Source organism: Flectobacillus longus (assembly GCF_030056705.1).
Taxonomy (GTDB): Bacteria; Bacteroidota; Bacteroidia; order Cytophagales; family Spirosomataceae; genus Flectobacillus; species Flectobacillus longus.
Genome location: NZ_JASHIC010000024.1, coordinates 130,938 through 148,615 on the forward strand (window position 1 = coordinate 130,938; position 17,678 = coordinate 148,615).

Sequence of the window (17,678 nt, forward strand, 5' to 3'; positions counted from 1 at the left end):
CTAGTTCATGAAAAAGCTCTTTTTCGTGCTTTTCTGTAGCCTGTCTCTTTGGGGACAGGCTCAGATATTTACTCCTGTTTCGTGGAAGTTTAGTGCCAAAACTTTAGAAAAAGGTGAGGTTGAAGTGATTTTAACTGCACAAATAGATGCAGGATGGCATATCTATTCTCAACATGTAAAGTCTGGAGGACCTTTGCCGACGACCTTTTCTTTTAAATCATCTAAAGAATACGAGCCTATTGGAAAGGTAGAGGAACGTACCAAGTTGATGGAAGGTTTTGAGAAAACTTTCAATATGAATATTAGCTGGTTTGAAAATCAGGCGGTTTTTGCCCAGAAATTCAAACTCAAAAAGCCTAATTCTGTTATCAAGGGTTCGTTGGAATATATGGTTTGTGATGATGAAAGATGTTTGCCGCCTGAGGAAGTTGATTTTAAAATTCCTGTTAAAGCCATAGGAGTGGAGGAGGAAATAGCAGTAGCGGAACCAACTATCATTCCATTACAGACTGAAGACTCTGTTACCAAAAAAGTTTTCAAAGAAGATACCTTACCACAAAGTAAAAGTGATACAGTAGTCAAATCTGTCGAGGCAACAGTCACGGCGCCACCTACCGAAACTAATGCTGATTCGTTGTGGATGACTTTTATTGCTGGACTACTTGGAGGCTTAGCAGCAGTGTTTATGCCATGTATATTTCCTTTGCTTCCCATGACCGTAAGCTTTTTTACCAAACAAGCAGAAAGTCGTTCGGCAGGAATTCGTGATTCCTTGGTATATGGATTGTCGATTGTGATTATCTATGTAGCCTTAGGTTTAATCATAACCATCGTATTTGGAGCTGATGCGCTTAATAATCTCTCTTCAAATGGCGTATTCAACTTTATCTTTTTCTTGATGCTAGTTATTTTTGCGGCGTCATTTTTAGGGGCATTCGAGCTAGTTTTGCCAAGTAGCTGGGCGAATAAGCTAGATCAAAAGGTGGATAAAGGAGGTTATCTCGGCATATTCTTTATGGCCTCTACCTTGTCGCTAGTGTCGTTTTCTTGCACGGGACCCATCATTGGAACATTGCTTGTACAAGCTGCCACTACAGGTGCTATTTTAGGTCCAGCCGTTGGAATGTTAGGTTTTGCTATTTCCTTGGCTTTACCATTTACACTTTTTGCCATGTTTCCATCTTGGCTCAAAACTTTACCAAAATCAGGAGGATGGTTGAATTCTATAAAAGTGGTATTAGGGTTTTTGGAGCTTGCTTTATCCTTAAAGTTTTTATCAAATGTAGACTTGGCTTATCACTGGGAGTGGTTGGATCGAGAGGTATTTTTAGTATTATGGATTATCCTTTTTGCCTTGTTGGGCTTTTATTTATTAGGTAAAATCCGTTTTGCGCATGATACACCACTCGAAACAATTGGCGTTCCTCGCTTCTTTTTGGCTGTAATCTCTTTGAGTTTCTCTCTCTATATGTTGCCTGGACTTTGGGGTGCACCTCTAAAAGCAATTTCAGCTTTTTTACCACCACAACAAACTCAAGATTTTGATTTGTATTCCCGTTCGATGGGGCAACCTAGTATTTCTACTACCAATACCCATAAGTACGGCGAAATTTTTCATGCGCCATTGGGCTTAGATGCGTTCTTTGATTATGATGAAGGAATGGCTTATGCCAAAAAAGTAGGAAAACCAGTGCTTATAGACTTTACAGGTCATGCTTGTGTCAATTGTCGTAAAATGGAAGCAAGCGTGTGGCCCGACGCATCGGTATTGAATCAAATCAAAAATGATTATGTGTTGATTCAACTTTATGTGGATGACCGTACCGAACTACCTGTTGAGGAACAAAAAGAAATAGATGGAAAGCTTGTTAAAACATTAGGGAAAAAATGGAGTGTTTTGCAAACGACTCGTTTCAAATCCAATTCGCAACCATACTATGTACTAATCGACCCTCGTAACGAGCAGGTACTTCAAAACCCACAAGGGGCTAATTTTGACATTGCTGCATTTGCTCAATATTTGAAAACTGGCGTAGAGAAGTATCTATAAAGGAAGCGGTGAATTTGCGCAGGCAATAGAAATTTATTGAATATTCATGAAAAAGGCGGTCGAAAAATAATTTTCGACCGCCTTTTTCATATTAAAATTTATGATGTACTGATAACTAAAAAAGCACTCACGATTCAGCATTCTAAAACTATTCCACTGTTACACTTCCTGCACCGTGGTAGCTTCTCAAGTCAGCGTTGTACATGGCATCAGCACTTACGGGACCTTGGGTGAATTTCCCTTTAGATACCGCTCTTACCAAATAGTAAAAGCTCTTACTGGTACCATTGATGCTTGTAAAGAAATTGATACGATCATCACGAATATCGAAATGCTCAGGTGAGGCTTGGTCTTTTAACCACGTAAGCTCTCGGTCGGCGTTGAGGCGTGGGTTTTCGATTTCAAAACCTGCTGGAAGCATATCTGTAATTACAATATTGTCTGTTGGTACTTGACTCGACAACGTAACTTTTACAACAATCAATTGATTTTGTTTAAATCGATTTTGACCAATCACTTGTCCCGAACGAGTGTAATAGGTTCTTCGCACTTGTAAGAAATTATCTTCCTGAACAAATTGGCTATTGGCCGATAATCCCTCACTTGATAAGAAATAATACAATGCGCCTTTTCCTTTAGTACTTACACTGGAGGTTGGAGCTAAGTTTTTCATCAATAAATCAGCACCACTGAAATTCCCTATTTGTTTTCCTGAACGAACAGAAGCCGTAATTTGATTGGTCTGTGCTTTACGGGCAATTTTACCCAATGCCAAGAAACTAAAGGCTTCTTCTTGGGTCGAAAGCCATTTTTGGGTTGCGATACTCTGTGATAATAATCTAGCTAAAACTGGAATTTGCAAGTTTTGAGGGTCTACATCTACCAAGGTATTGAGGGTAAGAGCAAGTTCTCTAATTGGCGAATTGAAGTTTCCACCACTTTGACGTGAATCATTGTTCATCACAAATTGATTAGGCATGATACTTCCCTGACTTTTTGGGTCACCAATTTGAGCAAAAGCTCCTGCTAATAAATAGCGCTCATCCAAACTCAAAAGCTGTTGATTGGCTTTGTAATAATTCATTACCGCACGATTAGGTTTTCCAGATAATGCCAAAACATACAAACCATAAATATTTTCACGACTTGCAATGGTGCTTTGAGTACTTGAACCAGTAGCTGGGTCGTACAACGATGCCGATTCTGTTTCTTTCTTGTTTGATCGATTGTTAATGTATTCTAATAGTCTGCCAAGAGTATTGATATTAATTTCGTAATCTGCTTTTTGAGCTTCTATCAAAAAATGACAAGCGTAAATAGAGCCCCACCACGATTCTTTGTCTGAGCCTGTCCAATAAGCCAAACCTCCATTAGGTAATTGTTGGGTTTCTATTTTGTGAATAGCCGCCATAATGTTGGTATTGGGATTTAGCTCATTTTCTCCTGATTTCATTTGTGGTTTTTTCCCTTTTTGAATTAATCCTACAAAATCTTTGAAATATAGCTGAGGAAAAGCTTTGGACGTTACCTGCTCGATACATCCATAAGGATATCCTAACAAATGTTCGAATTTGTCAATAAACTGCACCATCGGCGATTTACTCAAAATCAGTTGTGAAGAAATCGAGCTTGGGATGAAATTTTCAGCTCCCGAAGCAATTGATTTACTCTGATTAGCAGCGATTATACCCGAAGAACTAGTTTTTAATAATGAGGTACTCGGACGAATACTAAGTCCGGTGCTTTCGGTAAATTTCTCTTTCAAACCATTGACACTAATGACTACTTTGCCCAAGCCAATCACTGGTGAAGCTTTTACACTAAAATATACCCTCGCTTCTTTTTCGGCAGGAACTACAACCTTTTGTTGACGTGTAGTCGTAATGGCTAATCCTCCAGAAGTGGCAATATTGGCTAATACCACAGCATTTTGTTTGGTGGTATTGGTAATGTTTACAGGAACTTGAATTTCATCGTTCGGACTAGCAAATCGTGGAAGCGCCGTACTGATAACCAATGGGTCTGCCACTTTCATGTTTTTGGTCGCCGAACCAAAGGCTTCGTCTTTATAACCAATCGCCATAATGCGTAAATCTCCCGAAAACTGAGGAATATCAACCTTGATACTAGCTTCTCCACTCGAATTCGTCGTGATTTCACCTGACCAAATTGCCACGAGATTAACACGTCCATTTGTCAATGGATTAACGCGTTTTTCCAAATCATAACCATCACCTCCCATACTCGACGATTGACGAATGGCGATTTCTGGCAATAAGAAAGGATATAAATCATAGCTATTGACCTCCAAAGCTTGTTTTTGATAGAAATGAGCGTGAGGGTCGGGTGTTTTGAAATTTTTCAATTGCAAAATACCTTCATCTACCACAGCTATTGTAACAGCGGTATTAGCTTTGGTTTTTACCTTAATGATTTGTGAAGTTTTTGACCTTGATCTTTCTACCGCCGCAATTTCGATAGGCAAACGACTATCTTCTTCTTCGACCATGACAGGAGCATAACCATGCGCTACCGTAAGAGGCATATTCGAATCATCGAGTGGACGAATGAGCGTAGCCGATACGTACACGTTTGGTAAATATTCGTTATCCACTTTGAAGCTCAACTCTGCTGATTTTTTATCAGTATCCAAATAATGGTATTCCAGTACTTTGTTGCGCTCTATCGTCACAAGTAGTTTTCCTGCAAATGGCGTTTTGAATAATACTTTTACCTTATCGCCGGTTTGGTATTTTTCTTTGTCAAAAGTCATGGTAACCTGTCCTTCGGTATTTACTTCAAACGAAGAGTTTTCAGTACTGCCCCAACTATAAGCATAGAAAGTTTGTGCTGTCCAAGTTTTAGCCCCATTACGATGCACCCGAATCTCGTATTCACCCGAAATCGTTGGCACAAAGTTGATAGAAGCTTTTCCTTGACTAAAATCTACCATACGACCATATACAACCTTAGTCTGCTTTTTGGAAGTGTATTTCAGTGAATTATCTGAATTCTTTTCAATAACAGTTTGATAATCGAAACGAACAATTTCGACTTTTCCCTGCGTACTCACACCCTGAGCGTCTTTGTTGAGTGCTACCAAAGGAATCTGTACGGGTGAGTTGGTACTTAGATAGGTATCATTTAACCCAATTCCATAAAATACATTTTGGGTAAAAATGTCCGACTTTTTCAAGCGATTTACTGGGCGTCCTGTTTCATCAAAAACAGTTACGTATGTTTTTGCTTCTATCACACCCATGTCTGCCATGGTTGCGGGTAATTGGAAGTTTTCGGAAGCAATACCATTTTCATTGGTAACACCTTGGCGCATGATTCCCTCAAATGCTGTATTGTCTTGCACATCAAAAACAAAGTTTTCAAATCCTTTTGGTTGGAAAACTTTACGCGACAACTTCATCTCCATTTCATAGTTACGATTAGAGGCAGGAGGACCAAACAAATTAGTGGCTGTGGCATTCACCTGCAAAATTTCGCCAGTTCGATAAAATGGTTTATTCGTATTTACATCCACCTTGATACGGTCGGGCATAAACTCTTCAATCGAAATATTTCGAGATGCCAGAATAATATCGTTACCATTTAGAACTTCCAAAACATAGGTTCCTGTCACATTGGAACGCTCAGTTGGGATAGACAAGGCAACGGCTCCTTGCTCATTGGTTTCGAGATGGAAACTTTTCCATTCTTTACCATTAGGCATAAGGATGCGTAATTTTATAGGAATTCTACCAACTGATTTCCATTGATTAGTACGAATAATAGTATTCAAGTTAATATTTTCGCCTGGGCGATAAATATCTCGGTCGCCATACATAAAGGCTTCAAACCCTGAAACGTTACTACGTTTGCCTTCTACCTCAAATCGAGAAGTTTCGACTTGAGTATCTTCCAAAAACAAATAGTTGAAATCGTCACTTGTATGTGCGGTAAGCATCGCAACCTTAAAGCCACTTTCTTTGAAATCTTTAAATACTGCAACGCCTTTGCTATCGGTGGTAAGTTTTTGGATAGTTTGGTTATTGGTAGAAATCAGTGCTATTTCAACATTGCTAATAGGTTCGGTTGTTTTGATAGAATTGGCAAATACAAATAATTCACCATCGGCTTGTTTGGTAATTAGTCCAATATCTGAAATACTCACCAATTTGGTGGCATTTTGATAATACTCATCTGTAGAGTTGACACTTACCAAATAGATTCCTTTCAAATTGTTTTGGTCAGGCAAAGATAAATTAAGGGCATGAACGCCTTTAGACTTTGGAAGATTGGTAGTTTCTACCATTTTGTTGACCAAAATGTCCGAATACAAACCTGACTCGTCTTCATAGTAGACAAAAGACTTATTGTTTCCGCCACTCTCATTTTCGTAGTCATAGTCTTGGTAACGATTTTGACGTAAAAAATTCAGAATATTATTTTCATAAATCTTCGCAATTTTTACATTCACTCGAGGAATGTTGACAATATTTAAGGCAATATTTTTATGTCCTTTTGAACTCAAATAGGTTGCCTTTTTATTCACAAAAGCCAAAGAAGCAGGCATTTGTCCAAAATACACATCTTTGGTATAGCTGTCAGACAAATTGACACCTAATACACTTTTGAGTTGCGTTTTGAGTTCAAGTAAATAAGTATCTGATTCATTGAAATCGCCAGAAATAACAAAGCCATTTTCGATTACCTCGTATTTGGTATCAACTTTAGGATTGTCAGCCTTTTTAGGAGCTTCTTTTACTTTTTGTATCGGATTGCCCAAGGAATCATATTCAATGACCGCTTCTACTGTTTCTTCATTTTGTGAAGAAGAACCATTGATAGATACTTGGTAGGCATTCGAAATACTTTCAGGTGAAATAGCTTGGTTGAATAAGACTTTGATATAGCCTTTATTATTACTAAATCCATTTTCCACCTCTTGAACCTCCAAACTACTTGGGTCTGACAGTTGAATATCGGATTCTATCGTCTCTGAAGTAGTGTAGCGAGAAGAAGGCAATGAAAGCCCTTTGTCAATGCTCACTTTGAGCGAACCGCCCTGTGATGCAATGTTATCTTGTATGCGTACAAGAACCAGCGAGGATGCATCGGTTTGTACAATCTGAGTTTTGACTTCTTGTTCTTTCTCGCCTGTGATTTTCAACAATTTGGCAACTTCCTGCGGATTAACAGCATAGTTGAAATGTAATTTCAAAATAGCAGTTCCCTGAGTCGAGCTACTAGATTTTGCCCAGTAACTTTCCGTTTTATCTAGTGCCAAATAAGGCGTATGAAATTTGAGTGTTTCGGTATCAAGGTCATATTTTTCGGAAGCTTTGTGCAAAACCAACTTGTTTATCTCGGCGGTATATTCGGTAGCTGGGTCAAAACCTACAGCAGGGGAGAATACTAATTCGTTGGGGGCAGTCCATTTAAATCGTCCTTCGACTTTAGGCGAAAACTCAATATAGTCGGTCGAATACCACGTATTGAGCTCCGAAACAGGAACAAGGTCTTTGTTGAAGGTGAAAACTAGATTTTGGGTTTGATTAATTTCCTCTTCGAAATTGGTACCACTAATTGTTACATCACCAAAATGAGAACAAGAACTAAGTATTAGCAAGAAAAAGAAAGATAATTGTACTAAAAGATTAGAAGGACGAAGCGCTTTCATTGTTAAGATAGACGATTGAAACAATCGAGAAATTTAGGGTTACTTTGCGGGCTTATTACAGGTTATGCTCAAGTGATTTGGTACAAAAAAACCAAACTTTTGAATTAACGCAAGAAGTTCCTAAATCTTTGAAGTATTCACAACAAAAATGCAAAAAATATAGTAAATGGCTGAGGAGGTTTGGGTACTAGCTTTATTAAACTATTATAATAAAATAAGTCCAAGACAAAGACTTGAATTAGTGATGAAACAACTATTTCCGAAATCAGAAATCACCATTCCGCATTATCACATAAATAGGGTTCAAATAGTGCGTAAAAAGTTTTGTGATAATAGGCTATTTTTTCTTGTTCATTTCCATCAAATAAAATCTCTGCACGTGAAATCCAGAAATCTCCGAACAGCAAAGCCTGCTCGATTAAAGGTGCAATATTTTTTTCGGGAATATCAATGAAGCCATTGGATTGCATCGAGGCAATGATATGCGTGAACTGCTCTTGTCGAATTTGCATTAGTGCCTTGAAATGTAACTTGATAGCTGGAATTCGGCGCATGATTCTGACAAAATCTAACATCAAGAATCGATATTGATACAAAATCTCAAAACTTCGATAGCTTAATTGATACAGGATTATTAGCTGATTTTCGGATAAACCAGTCATTTCTTTTGTCAACTCATTGAGTTTATCCACAAGCTGTTGATAAAGGGCTTCAATAATCACATCGGTATTAGCAAAATGATAGCATAAATTCCCATGACTTATTCCCAATTCACTCGCTATGTGTCGTACGGTAACAAAGTCAGAACCTTGTTCATTGAAAAGAATAAGGGCTTTTGCCAAAATCTTGTCTTTTGTTGATAATACCATGATGTATTACAGGTAAAATTTTAAATGATTTTTGGTTAAAGATAATATTTTTAGAACAAATGTTCTATAGATGAATACTTTTAGTACATTTGTTCTAAATTCTAAAAAGCCTTTTCAGTCATGAAAGTAATCATTATCGGAGCAGGTATTGGCGGACTTACCACTGCTATTGCTTTACAACAGTTAGGACACGAAGTGGTTGTCTATGAACAAAGTAGTGAAATCAAAGCTCTGGGCGCAGGAATTGTATTGGCTGCCAATGCCATGACGGCGCTACGAAAACTAGGGATTGAACAAAAAATCATCCAAGCAGGACGAATTGTTAGTTCTTTTGAGGTAGTCGACGATCAAGGAAATGTGCTTTCGGAGGTATATGCCCATCGGTTTTTTGAAAAATATGGTATTGGGAATTTTACAATAGCTCGTTATGATTTACACCATATTTTAGCTTCTGAATTACAAGAAGGCACTATTCAACTTGGAAAAAAGCTCAAAGATTTTACCCAAAATGCTCAATCGGTATCTGTCACCTTCGAAGATGAGACGCAAGTCGAAGCTGATGTGATGATAGCAGGAGATGGAATACATTCAATTGTGCGCAAAAAGTTACTTCCCAACAGTCGCTTGCGATATTCGGGATATACCTGCTGGCGTGCGCTGGTCGATATTAGCGATATTCCTTGTGATATCAACAAAGCTTTTGAGGCTTGGGGCGCTAAAGGTCGTTTTGGATTTGTACCTATTTCAGATACCCATGTGTATTACTTTGTGTGTATCAATGCTTCCGTAAATGACCCTCACTATCGCCATTATACTCCTGCCGATTTGGCAAAACATTTTGCTCATTATCAATTTCCTATACCTCAAATTTTGTCAGCTACTGCTATCAACAATTTTATGCAACATGATTTGTATGATATAGAACCCATTCACCAATGGGCTTTTGATAGAGTATTGTTGTTAGGTGATGCAGCGCATGCTACTACACCCAATATGGGACAAGGGGCTTGTCAGGCCATAGAAGATGCCTTGGTATTATACAATATCATGAAGCAAGAGCCTGATTGGCAGAAGATTACTAAAGATTTTGAACAAAAGCGTATGGCTAGGGTTATCAAAGTAGTGAATAATAGCTGGAATGTAGGCAAGCTTGCGCAGCTCGAAAATCCCTTTTTGATTAAGATTCGTAACTGGGTCATGAAACGTACGCCCGACAGGCTACGAGATAAGCAATATGAGTTTTTGTATGAGATAGATTTTTAGAAAAGAGATAAAATTTTCCGAAGAAATAGAAAAACTACCTTTTATCCAGAAAAAAAGACCAAAAGAAACCTTCAGAAAGCTTCGCTTGTTCTTTCCACATAGCGAAATAAAAATTCAACTATCCCAACTCTCCGATGAATAAGCTGATAATAATACCTGTGGTGACTGCTATCTTTCTGGTAATAGATTATTACGTTTGGCAAGCCGTAAAGGTATCTGTACAAAATTTTTCACAAACGATACAACAGTCTGCTCGATATATCTTTTGGGGTTTGACAACTCTCTCTCTTGTAGGTCTTTGGTTATATAATTTTACCAATCCTGATTTGCTAGGCAAGAATATAAGAACATGGATTATGGTAGGTATTTTTATGAATTACCTTTCAAAAATCTTCGTTGTACTTTTCTTATTAATTGATGACATAGGAAGATTGATCCGTTGGGTGGTACAAAAAGTACAAATGCTCACTAATTCAACTCCTGCCAGTACCACAGCTACGTCTCAAGGAGAACCCATTACTCGCTCAGAGTTTTTGATGAAAACTGCTGTTATTGCAGGTACAGTTCCTGCGGTAGCCATGACTTGGGGGATTTTGTCAGGAGCGCATGATTATCGTATTCGTAAAGTAAAGTTGGCTTTACCCAATTTGCCAAAAGAATTTGAAGGATTGACGATTGCTCAAATTTCGGATATTCACTCAGGAAGCTTTTTTAACAAAGTAGCCGTAAAAGGAGGTATCGAAATGGTGCTCAACGCCAAGCCTGATATGGTATTCTTTACAGGAGACCTAGTTAATAACCAAGCCGTGGAGGTACAAGAATACATTGATTTGTTTGGAAAAGTAAAAGCACCTCTAGGTGTATTTTCTACATTAGGAAACCATGACTATGGTGACTACGTACAATGGGCTTCTCCTGCTGCTAAGCAAAAAAATCTTAATAATTTGATTCATGCCCATAAAGTAATGGGTTGGGATATCCTCAATGACGAAAATCGCTTTATTGAACAAAATGGCGAAAAACTAGCGATTATTGGCGTGCAAAATATCAGTGGGCAAAATCGTTTTCACTCGTATGGTGACTTGGCAAAAGCGGTAAAAGGTACCGACGAAGCTGCTGTAAAATTATTATTATCGCATGACCCGACTCACTGGGATAAAGAAGTAAATACTAAATACAAAGACATTGACGTCATGTTTTCGGGGCATACACATGGTACACAGTTTGGCATTACGGTAGGAGATACCACTTGGTCGCCAGCGCAATATGTGTACAAACAATGGGCAGGTTTGTATGAACAGGATAATCAGAAGCTTTATGTAAACCGAGGCTATGGTTACATAGGGTATCCAGGGCGTGTAGGAATGCCACCAGAAATTACCGTTTTTGAATTAACGAAAGCTTAATAGTATGGATATATCGAACGATGCTGAGATTTTCTTGGCATCGTTTTTTTATAAAAACAACTTCCTTCCTTTTTCCTAAATTTCTTTTCTTATAAATATTTACAAAAATATCAATAATCCTTTGTGACCTAGAGTTTTAGCCATTGTCTTATAAAAAATAAATTCTTTGGCTATGCAAAAAAATACTTTACCTTGGCTGATTGCCCTAACGGCATGGATTGCTGGTTCGACTTACTGGCATGTCTGCAAAATCAAGGAAGTTTGTGATGAACCCCTTATAAAATCAGTTTCATCTGCAAATACCTTGACTAAACCCTCCTTTGATATTCATCATTCAGACGGTCTTTCACTGACATCTTCTGGTAATATCAAATTCCCTCAGTCTGGCGAAATACCTAATGTTTTGGAGGTACAACCTCAGCTAGAACAACTCAAGGACTATCTCGCCAAAAATCCATCGCTACAAATGCTTTTGATTGGGAAATATGCTTCCAATGAAAAGAATAACACACAATTTGCTAATCTGGGTATTGCTCGTGCCGAAGCTTTGAAGAGCATTATTTTAGGAGAAAAAGGCATTCAACAATCCATTATTACCGATGGCGTATTAAGTGATTCTTTATATTTTCAAGCATATACGCTTATTGGTGGAATAGATGTGATATTTAAGCGAGTAGCACCACAAAGTGAAACTTCGTCAAACGTTGAATCTTCTCCTAATCTCACTTTATATTTTCCTTATGCTAAAACAGATTTTAGCCATTCTGGAGAAATAGATGAAAAACTAGAAAATACCATTACATATCTTAAAGCACATCCTAATCAGCAAGTTACACTAACAGGATATACCGATAACAAAGGCTCTGACGAGTTAAACCTGAAACTATCGGCACGAAGAGCCCAAAATGTACAAGACTTTTTTGTTCGAAAAGGACTTTCTCCTGAGCAATTCAAAATTGTACCTCAAGGCAAAGCTAATCCTCAAGGTGATAACGATACAGAAGAAGGACGAAAAGAAAATCGTCGTGTAGTTTTATCTTTTTAACCCTAACTCTCTACTAATATGTTTGAATTAAATCCTCTTCTACACGAAAATGCTTGGTGGCAACATTTGATTATGTTTGTTGGTGCTGGCGTATTAGGGTATATCATTGGCTATCGAAGTGGAGAATCTAAGAGCTTTCTCCAAAATCAACTAAGTAACCTTCATTCACAATTAGAATCATGTAAAGCAAGTCTAGTAAAATCTACCCCTATTAATACTTCTACAATCTCAATACCTACTATTACTAATACCTATAATACAATGGTTGAAAAACCCGACGATTTAAAGAAAATCGAAGGCATCGGACCAAAGATTGAAGAGTTGTTGAATCAAAATGGTATTTTAACTTTTGTGCAATTGAGTCAAGCGTCAACGCATTTACTAAAGCAAGTTTTGCAAGAAGCTGGTCCACGCTTTCAAATGCACGACCCAAGCACTTGGCCTCGGCAAGCCGAATTAGCTTCGGCAGGAAAATGGCAAGAATTAGAAGACTGGCAAGATATTTTAAATAAAGGAAAAGAATAAAAAGATATGATACTATTAGCATTAAATCCACTCTCAAAAGGTGTAGCTATTTCTGAAATGCTCATCCTTTTATTAGCTATTGCATTTATAGGTTTTTTATTGGGTAGATGGGTAATTAATACGCAAAATGTGTCTCTCAAAAAACAAATGACTGAAACGGCTAACGAACTCAACTCTTGTCAAAAGCAAAAGAATTCCTAATACTTAATCACTCAAAAAGCGCTTTGGTATAACTCCAAGCGCTTTTTTGTGCTTTATAGGGGTGTTGTTCAAGTCTTTTGGTCATAAATTCGTATTTTTGCAAAAAATTAGACATTGAGCACTGTTGACTCAATACCAATTAGTTTAACTCATTACTACTGTGAACCAAGAACGTTACGCACAAAGAGGTGTTTCTGCCTCAAAAGAAGACGTACATAAAGCAATCGAAAAATTAGACAAGGGACTTTTTCCAAAAGCTTTCTGTAAAATTTCGCCTGATATGTTGGGAGGCGATGAGGCTTACTGCAATATTATGCACGCCGATGGAGCAGGTACAAAATCATCGTTGGCTTACTTGTATTGGAAAGAGACAGGTGATATTTCTGTATGGAGAGGTATCGCACAAGATGCTGTGGTAATGAATACCGATGACTTAATTTGTGTGGGTGCAACAGACAATATGTTGTTGTCTAGTACAATTGGTCGTAATAAAAACCTTATTCCTGGCGAAGTAATTGCTGAAATTATCAACGGAACAGAGGAGATTCTCCAAATGCTTCGTGACAATGGCATTGGTATCTGGAGTACAGGTGGCGAAACTGCCGATGTGGGTGATTTAGTTCGTACCATTATCGTTGACTCTACGGTAGTGGCTCGTATGAAACGTGATGATGTTATCTCAAATCATACGATTCAGGCAGGAGATGTTATCGTAGGCCTTGAATCTTTTGGGCAAGCTACTTACGAAAATAGCTACAATGGCGGTATGGGAAGCAATGGTCTTACATCGGCACGTCACGATGTTTTAGGACATTATTTAGCTGATAAATATACCGAAAGTTTTGACCCTGCCGTTCCCGAATCTTTAGTATATAGTGGCTCAAAATCATTAACCGAAACTGTAGAAGGTACGCCTCTCAATGTAGGACAATTGATTTTATCACCAACTCGCACTTATGCACCTGTAGTAAAAGCGATGTTGAAAGAGCTTCGCACTGCCATTCACGGAATGGTACACTGCTCGGGTGGAGCCCAAACAAAAGTGTTACACTTTATCGATAATCTTCATATTATCAAAGATAACCTTTTCGAATTACCTCCTTTATTCAAATTGATTCAGGAAGAGAGTGGCACTGATTACAAAGAAATGTACAAAGTTTTCAACATGGGACACCGTCTTGAGGTATATGTACAACCTCAATATGCCCAAACTATTATTGACATTTCGAAATCATTTGGCATTAATGCTCAAATTATTGGTCGTGTAGAGGGTGCCGAACAAAAGCAAGTAACAATTCAGTCTCCTTACGGTGAATTTGTTTATTAGTAAAAAGAATATTTGCTAGGAGTCAAGAGTGAAAATGATAAGCTTTTCAAAAAGACTTAATCATTGAAGCTATCAATAATATAATAGGGAGTAAAGGTCAAAGCTTTTACTCCCTATTATATTATATGGTATCTATCTTTGAGAAATGTAATGAAAAGGTAATTCGGGCAAAATAAAGGTTAATTCCTCAAACCCGAAGACCAAATCCAACCATCATAATATGTACAAACATATCTTTTTTGATTTAGATCATACATTGTGGGATCACCATCGTAACTCGAAAATTGCTTTGACTGAAGTTTTCGAGCTATTTAAGCTTCATGAAATTGGTATTCCCTCAATCGAACAGTTTTACCATAAATTCAACGAAGTCAATCACAAACTTTGGTTAGATTACGAAAGAAGTAAAATCTCACAGGCCGAACTTCGCCATATCCGTTTTCGTCAGGTTTTTTCTCAACTAGGTGTCAACAATCATGAATCATGCGACCAAGTTTCGGATACCTATTTAGATATTTCTCCTAAAAAACCTCACCTTTTACCTTATACTAAAGAGATTCTGAATTATCTCAACCCCAAATACCCATTACATATTATAACCAATGGGTTTGACGAAATTCAAGATGTGAAAATGAACAGTGGAGGAATTAAGCATTATTTTAAACATATTATTACCTCTCAAAATTCTGGATACAAAAAGCCAGACGCCGAAATTTTCCACTATGCCCTCAAGCAAGTGAATGCTAAGCCCAAAGAGTGTTTAATGATTGGGGATGCTTTCTATACAGATGTACTGGGAGCAATGCAAGTAGGAATTGATGCGGTTTTCTTTAACCCCAACGACCAACGTCATGTCGAACGCCCTACTTACGAAATCAAGCATTTGAGTGAATTGAAGGAAATACTTTAGAAAGGATTCAAGAAAGGATAGGGAACAAAAGCTGATTGAATAGTATATAAAAGAATAGGCTTTTATTCCCTTGAATTCACAAAAGATTAAAATAAAGATAACTGAGACTGATCATCTTCAGCCACAAAAAGCTTTTTATCTCTAATTTGCTTTCGATGACTATTCACAAAATCACTAAAAGCATCTATTTCCTTATAAAGCTCCGAAAAATTATAGCTATCTACCTGATAGCTTTCTACGTATACCTCCGAAAAGTCTGTAATTACATAGTCCAGTGTTTTGATTCCATAATTTTGTAAACCCAATAAATACAAGTTCTGGTGATTGTACTCAAACTTTGGTCCTGTATATACCCTTGTACTTTTTAAGTCTATAGCCTTATTATTTCCAACAATATCTACATATCCATATATAATACAGTCTTTATAACGAGTTTCGGTATAAACTTGCGTTTTATATCGAGGAGGTAGAAGCGCTCTTGTTTTTTCAATCACATATTCTGAAAACATTTCTTCGTTGGCGCCCGTCGTAATAGCCTTTTCAAAATCAATTCCTTTTTGTTGCGCTTCGGTTGTTGGGCGAGGCACACGATTAATCCTATCTAACATTTCCTGAAGGTCGACCATCAGATTTCCTTCTGAGTTAGTTTTTTCATGTAAAAACAAAGAAAATGTATTTAAAAGGGTCGGATAAACGCGAATCATAGTAAAAGCGTCAAAAGACTTTAAAAATGGAAAAACTTTAGATACTCTATAAAATTGATGAAAAGTATAAAGTGATTCAAAACTACTTTCTCAAATCACTTTATACCTGTCGACAATGCCTCAATACTATGCAATTACCAAACGCTCTACTACTTTATCGTTTGCTAGATGACTTTCTACAATTTCAGGAATATCAGATAATTCTACATTACCATAAAATACACCTTCAGGATATACCACCATTGAAGGTCCAAAAGCACATACATCTAAACATCCAGCTCTTTGAGCACGGATTTCTAGATTAAGTCCTTTTTCTTTAAGCTCATCTTTAAGAGCGTTTACCAATGCCATGCCTCTTTCTTCTCCACAACATTTTTTAGGAGCAGGCTTTACGTTTGTACAAACAAACACGTGCTTTTTGTATTTCATAAATAACAATGAGTTTAAATAGACGATTGAGCTTATGCTAAATCAATAATTCTTTTATCTGCAATTTAGGTCTTTTATTGTAAATTTGGCATTAACGAAAGTTAAGACATTAGAGATAAAGCAAAAAAGATAAGGATATTTACGCACATGACATTTCAAACGCAGGAACAATACCAATTTATTGAATCTATACTTTTCGAAAATTTAGGATACAATCCTGAAATTTTGGACTTCCAATTCTTTTATGGAGGAAATTTTAATTTGGCAGTTCGTGTAAAAGTCAAAGAAGGTGATTTCTTTATAAAATGGAATCAAGGAGATCACACTGGTATGTTCGAAACCGAAGCTCGTAGCTTGGAGTTATTAGGAAGTACTGGAGCGTTGTCAATTCCTAAAGTTGTCAACTTTGGCAAAATTGTGGATAAAGACTATCTCATGTTAGAATTCCTTTCAACAGCCCATCGTCAAAATGACTTTTGGCAGGACTTCGGACGCAAATTAGCAAAGCTGCATTTAAACACTGCTCCCAATTATGGACTCGACTATAACAATTATATAGGAGCCCTTCATCAGAGTAATGAGTGGATGAATAATGGGGTAGAGTTCTTTGTAGAAAAAAGATTACGTGTTCAGGCAGGACTAGCACTATATGAAAGACGAATCACTACCGAGTTGTATGAACGCTTAATGGGTTTTGTGCAGAAGCTACCTTCGCTTATTCCAAACGAAAAGCCCGCTCTTATTCATGGCGATCTTTGGTCTGGTAATGTAATGACAGATGCCAATGGACAAGTAGCCTTGGTTGACCCAGCCTGTTATTATGGTCTTCGAGAGGCAGAACTTGCCTTTACAACCATGTTTGGAGGCTTCGACACAAACTTTTACGAAGCATACCATGAAGTATATCCTATCGAAAATGGCTTCGGAGATCGTATCCCTATATATAACTTATACCCATTAATGGTGCATGTGAATCTATTTGGGGGAGGATATTTGGATGCAGTGGAAAAAATTATCAAAAAGTTTGAATAGAGGAGAAAAAGATTTTGACTGAAAATTGTATTATATCAAGTTGTAATTTACCTACATAGCAACCTTACTAGGTTGCTATGTTACTTTATCTTGAAATTTGTATTAAAAATTTAACAATTAAGGCTTTTGTTATCAACGACTTACAAAAAACTTTTAAAAATAGTGTCAAAAAGATTTGGATGGTTGGGAATAAAGTGGGAATTTTGCACTCCCAAACGACGGGAAAGGAATTGTAGCGAAGAA

General features: G+C 37.4%; 13 protein-coding genes. 9 read left to right on the forward strand and 4 right to left on the reverse strand.

All coding sequences use genetic code 11. From position 1 onward, the window contains the following. Window positions 1–7 precede the first annotated feature (7 nt). A complete protein-coding gene (locus tag QM491_RS18165; RefSeq protein ID WP_283328968.1) occupies window positions 8–2,050 on the forward strand; it encodes a protein-disulfide reductase DsbD family protein in 2,043 nt (680 codons plus the stop codon). Between the two features lie 148 nt (window positions 2,051–2,198). Here the strand turns inward: QM491_RS18165 and QM491_RS18170 are convergent, their stop codons facing one another. Together QM491_RS18170 and QM491_RS18175 are read right to left on the reverse strand one after the other, a co-directional pair. Beyond that, window positions 2,199–7,724 (reverse strand): alpha-2-macroglobulin family protein, encoded by a 5,526-nt coding sequence (locus tag QM491_RS18170; protein ID WP_283328969.1) that lies wholly within the window; start codon window positions 7,722–7,724, stop codon window positions 2,199–2,201. 272 nt (window positions 7,725–7,996) lie between these two features. Continuing rightward, window positions 7,997–8,593: a TetR/AcrR family transcriptional regulator gene (locus QM491_RS18175; RefSeq protein ID WP_283328970.1), complete on the reverse strand. Its 597-nt coding sequence runs from the start codon at window positions 8,591–8,593 to the stop codon at window positions 7,997–7,999. Window positions 8,594–8,713: 120 nt separating this feature from the next. Here QM491_RS18175 and QM491_RS18180 point away from each other — a divergent pair, with 120 nt between their 5' ends. From QM491_RS18180 to QM491_RS18210, 7 genes are all read left to right on the forward strand, one after another. Then, the gene (locus tag QM491_RS18180; protein ID WP_283328971.1) at window positions 8,714–9,856 is read left to right on the forward strand and encodes an FAD-dependent monooxygenase; all 1,143 of its coding nucleotides are present in this window, start codon (window positions 8,714–8,716) and stop codon (window positions 9,854–9,856) included. A 134-nt stretch (window positions 9,857–9,990) separates the two neighbouring features. Beyond that, window positions 9,991–11,262 (forward strand): metallophosphoesterase, encoded by a 1,272-nt coding sequence (locus QM491_RS18185; RefSeq protein ID WP_283328972.1) that lies wholly within the window; start codon window positions 9,991–9,993, stop codon window positions 11,260–11,262. 172 nt (window positions 11,263–11,434) lie between these two features. Then, window positions 11,435–12,307 carry an OmpA family protein gene (locus tag QM491_RS18190; protein ID WP_283328973.1) on the forward strand — a complete coding sequence of 291 codons (873 nt, stop codon included), beginning with the start codon at window positions 11,435–11,437 and terminating at the stop codon, window positions 12,305–12,307. Between the two features lie 18 nt (window positions 12,308–12,325). After that, entirely contained in the window at window positions 12,326–12,832 is a 507-nt protein-coding gene (locus tag QM491_RS18195; RefSeq protein ID WP_283328974.1) for a helix-hairpin-helix domain-containing protein, read from the forward strand. Between the two features lie 6 nt (window positions 12,833–12,838). Continuing rightward, on the forward strand, window positions 12,839–13,033 hold the full coding sequence (locus QM491_RS18200) for a hypothetical protein (RefSeq protein WP_283328975.1): 195 nt from the start codon (window positions 12,839–12,841) through the stop codon (window positions 13,031–13,033). 160 nt (window positions 13,034–13,193) lie between these two features. Then, window positions 13,194–14,360 carry an AIR synthase related protein gene (locus QM491_RS18205; protein ID WP_283328976.1) on the forward strand — a complete coding sequence of 389 codons (1,167 nt, stop codon included), beginning with the start codon at window positions 13,194–13,196 and terminating at the stop codon, window positions 14,358–14,360. Between the two features lie 220 nt (window positions 14,361–14,580). Then, window positions 14,581–15,270 (forward strand): YjjG family noncanonical pyrimidine nucleotidase, encoded by a 690-nt coding sequence (locus QM491_RS18210; protein WP_283328977.1) that lies wholly within the window; start codon window positions 14,581–14,583, stop codon window positions 15,268–15,270. 86 nt (window positions 15,271–15,356) lie between these two features. On the opposite strand, the gene QM491_RS18215 is transcribed toward QM491_RS18210, so the two are convergent. Both QM491_RS18215 and QM491_RS18220 read right to left on the reverse strand, forming a co-directional pair. Further along, complete coding sequence (locus QM491_RS18215) at window positions 15,357–15,974, reverse strand: hypothetical protein (protein ID WP_283328978.1); 618 nt, start codon at window positions 15,972–15,974, stop codon at window positions 15,357–15,359. 126 nt (window positions 15,975–16,100) lie between these two features. Beyond that, entirely contained in the window at window positions 16,101–16,403 is a 303-nt protein-coding gene (locus tag QM491_RS18220; protein ID WP_283328979.1) for a (2Fe-2S) ferredoxin domain-containing protein, read from the reverse strand. 147 nt (window positions 16,404–16,550) lie between these two features. Here QM491_RS18220 and QM491_RS18225 point away from each other — a divergent pair, with 147 nt between their 5' ends. Then, complete coding sequence (locus QM491_RS18225; protein ID WP_283328980.1) at window positions 16,551–17,435, forward strand: fructosamine kinase family protein; 885 nt, start codon at window positions 16,551–16,553, stop codon at window positions 17,433–17,435. Window positions 17,436–17,678: the final 243 nt, after the last annotated feature.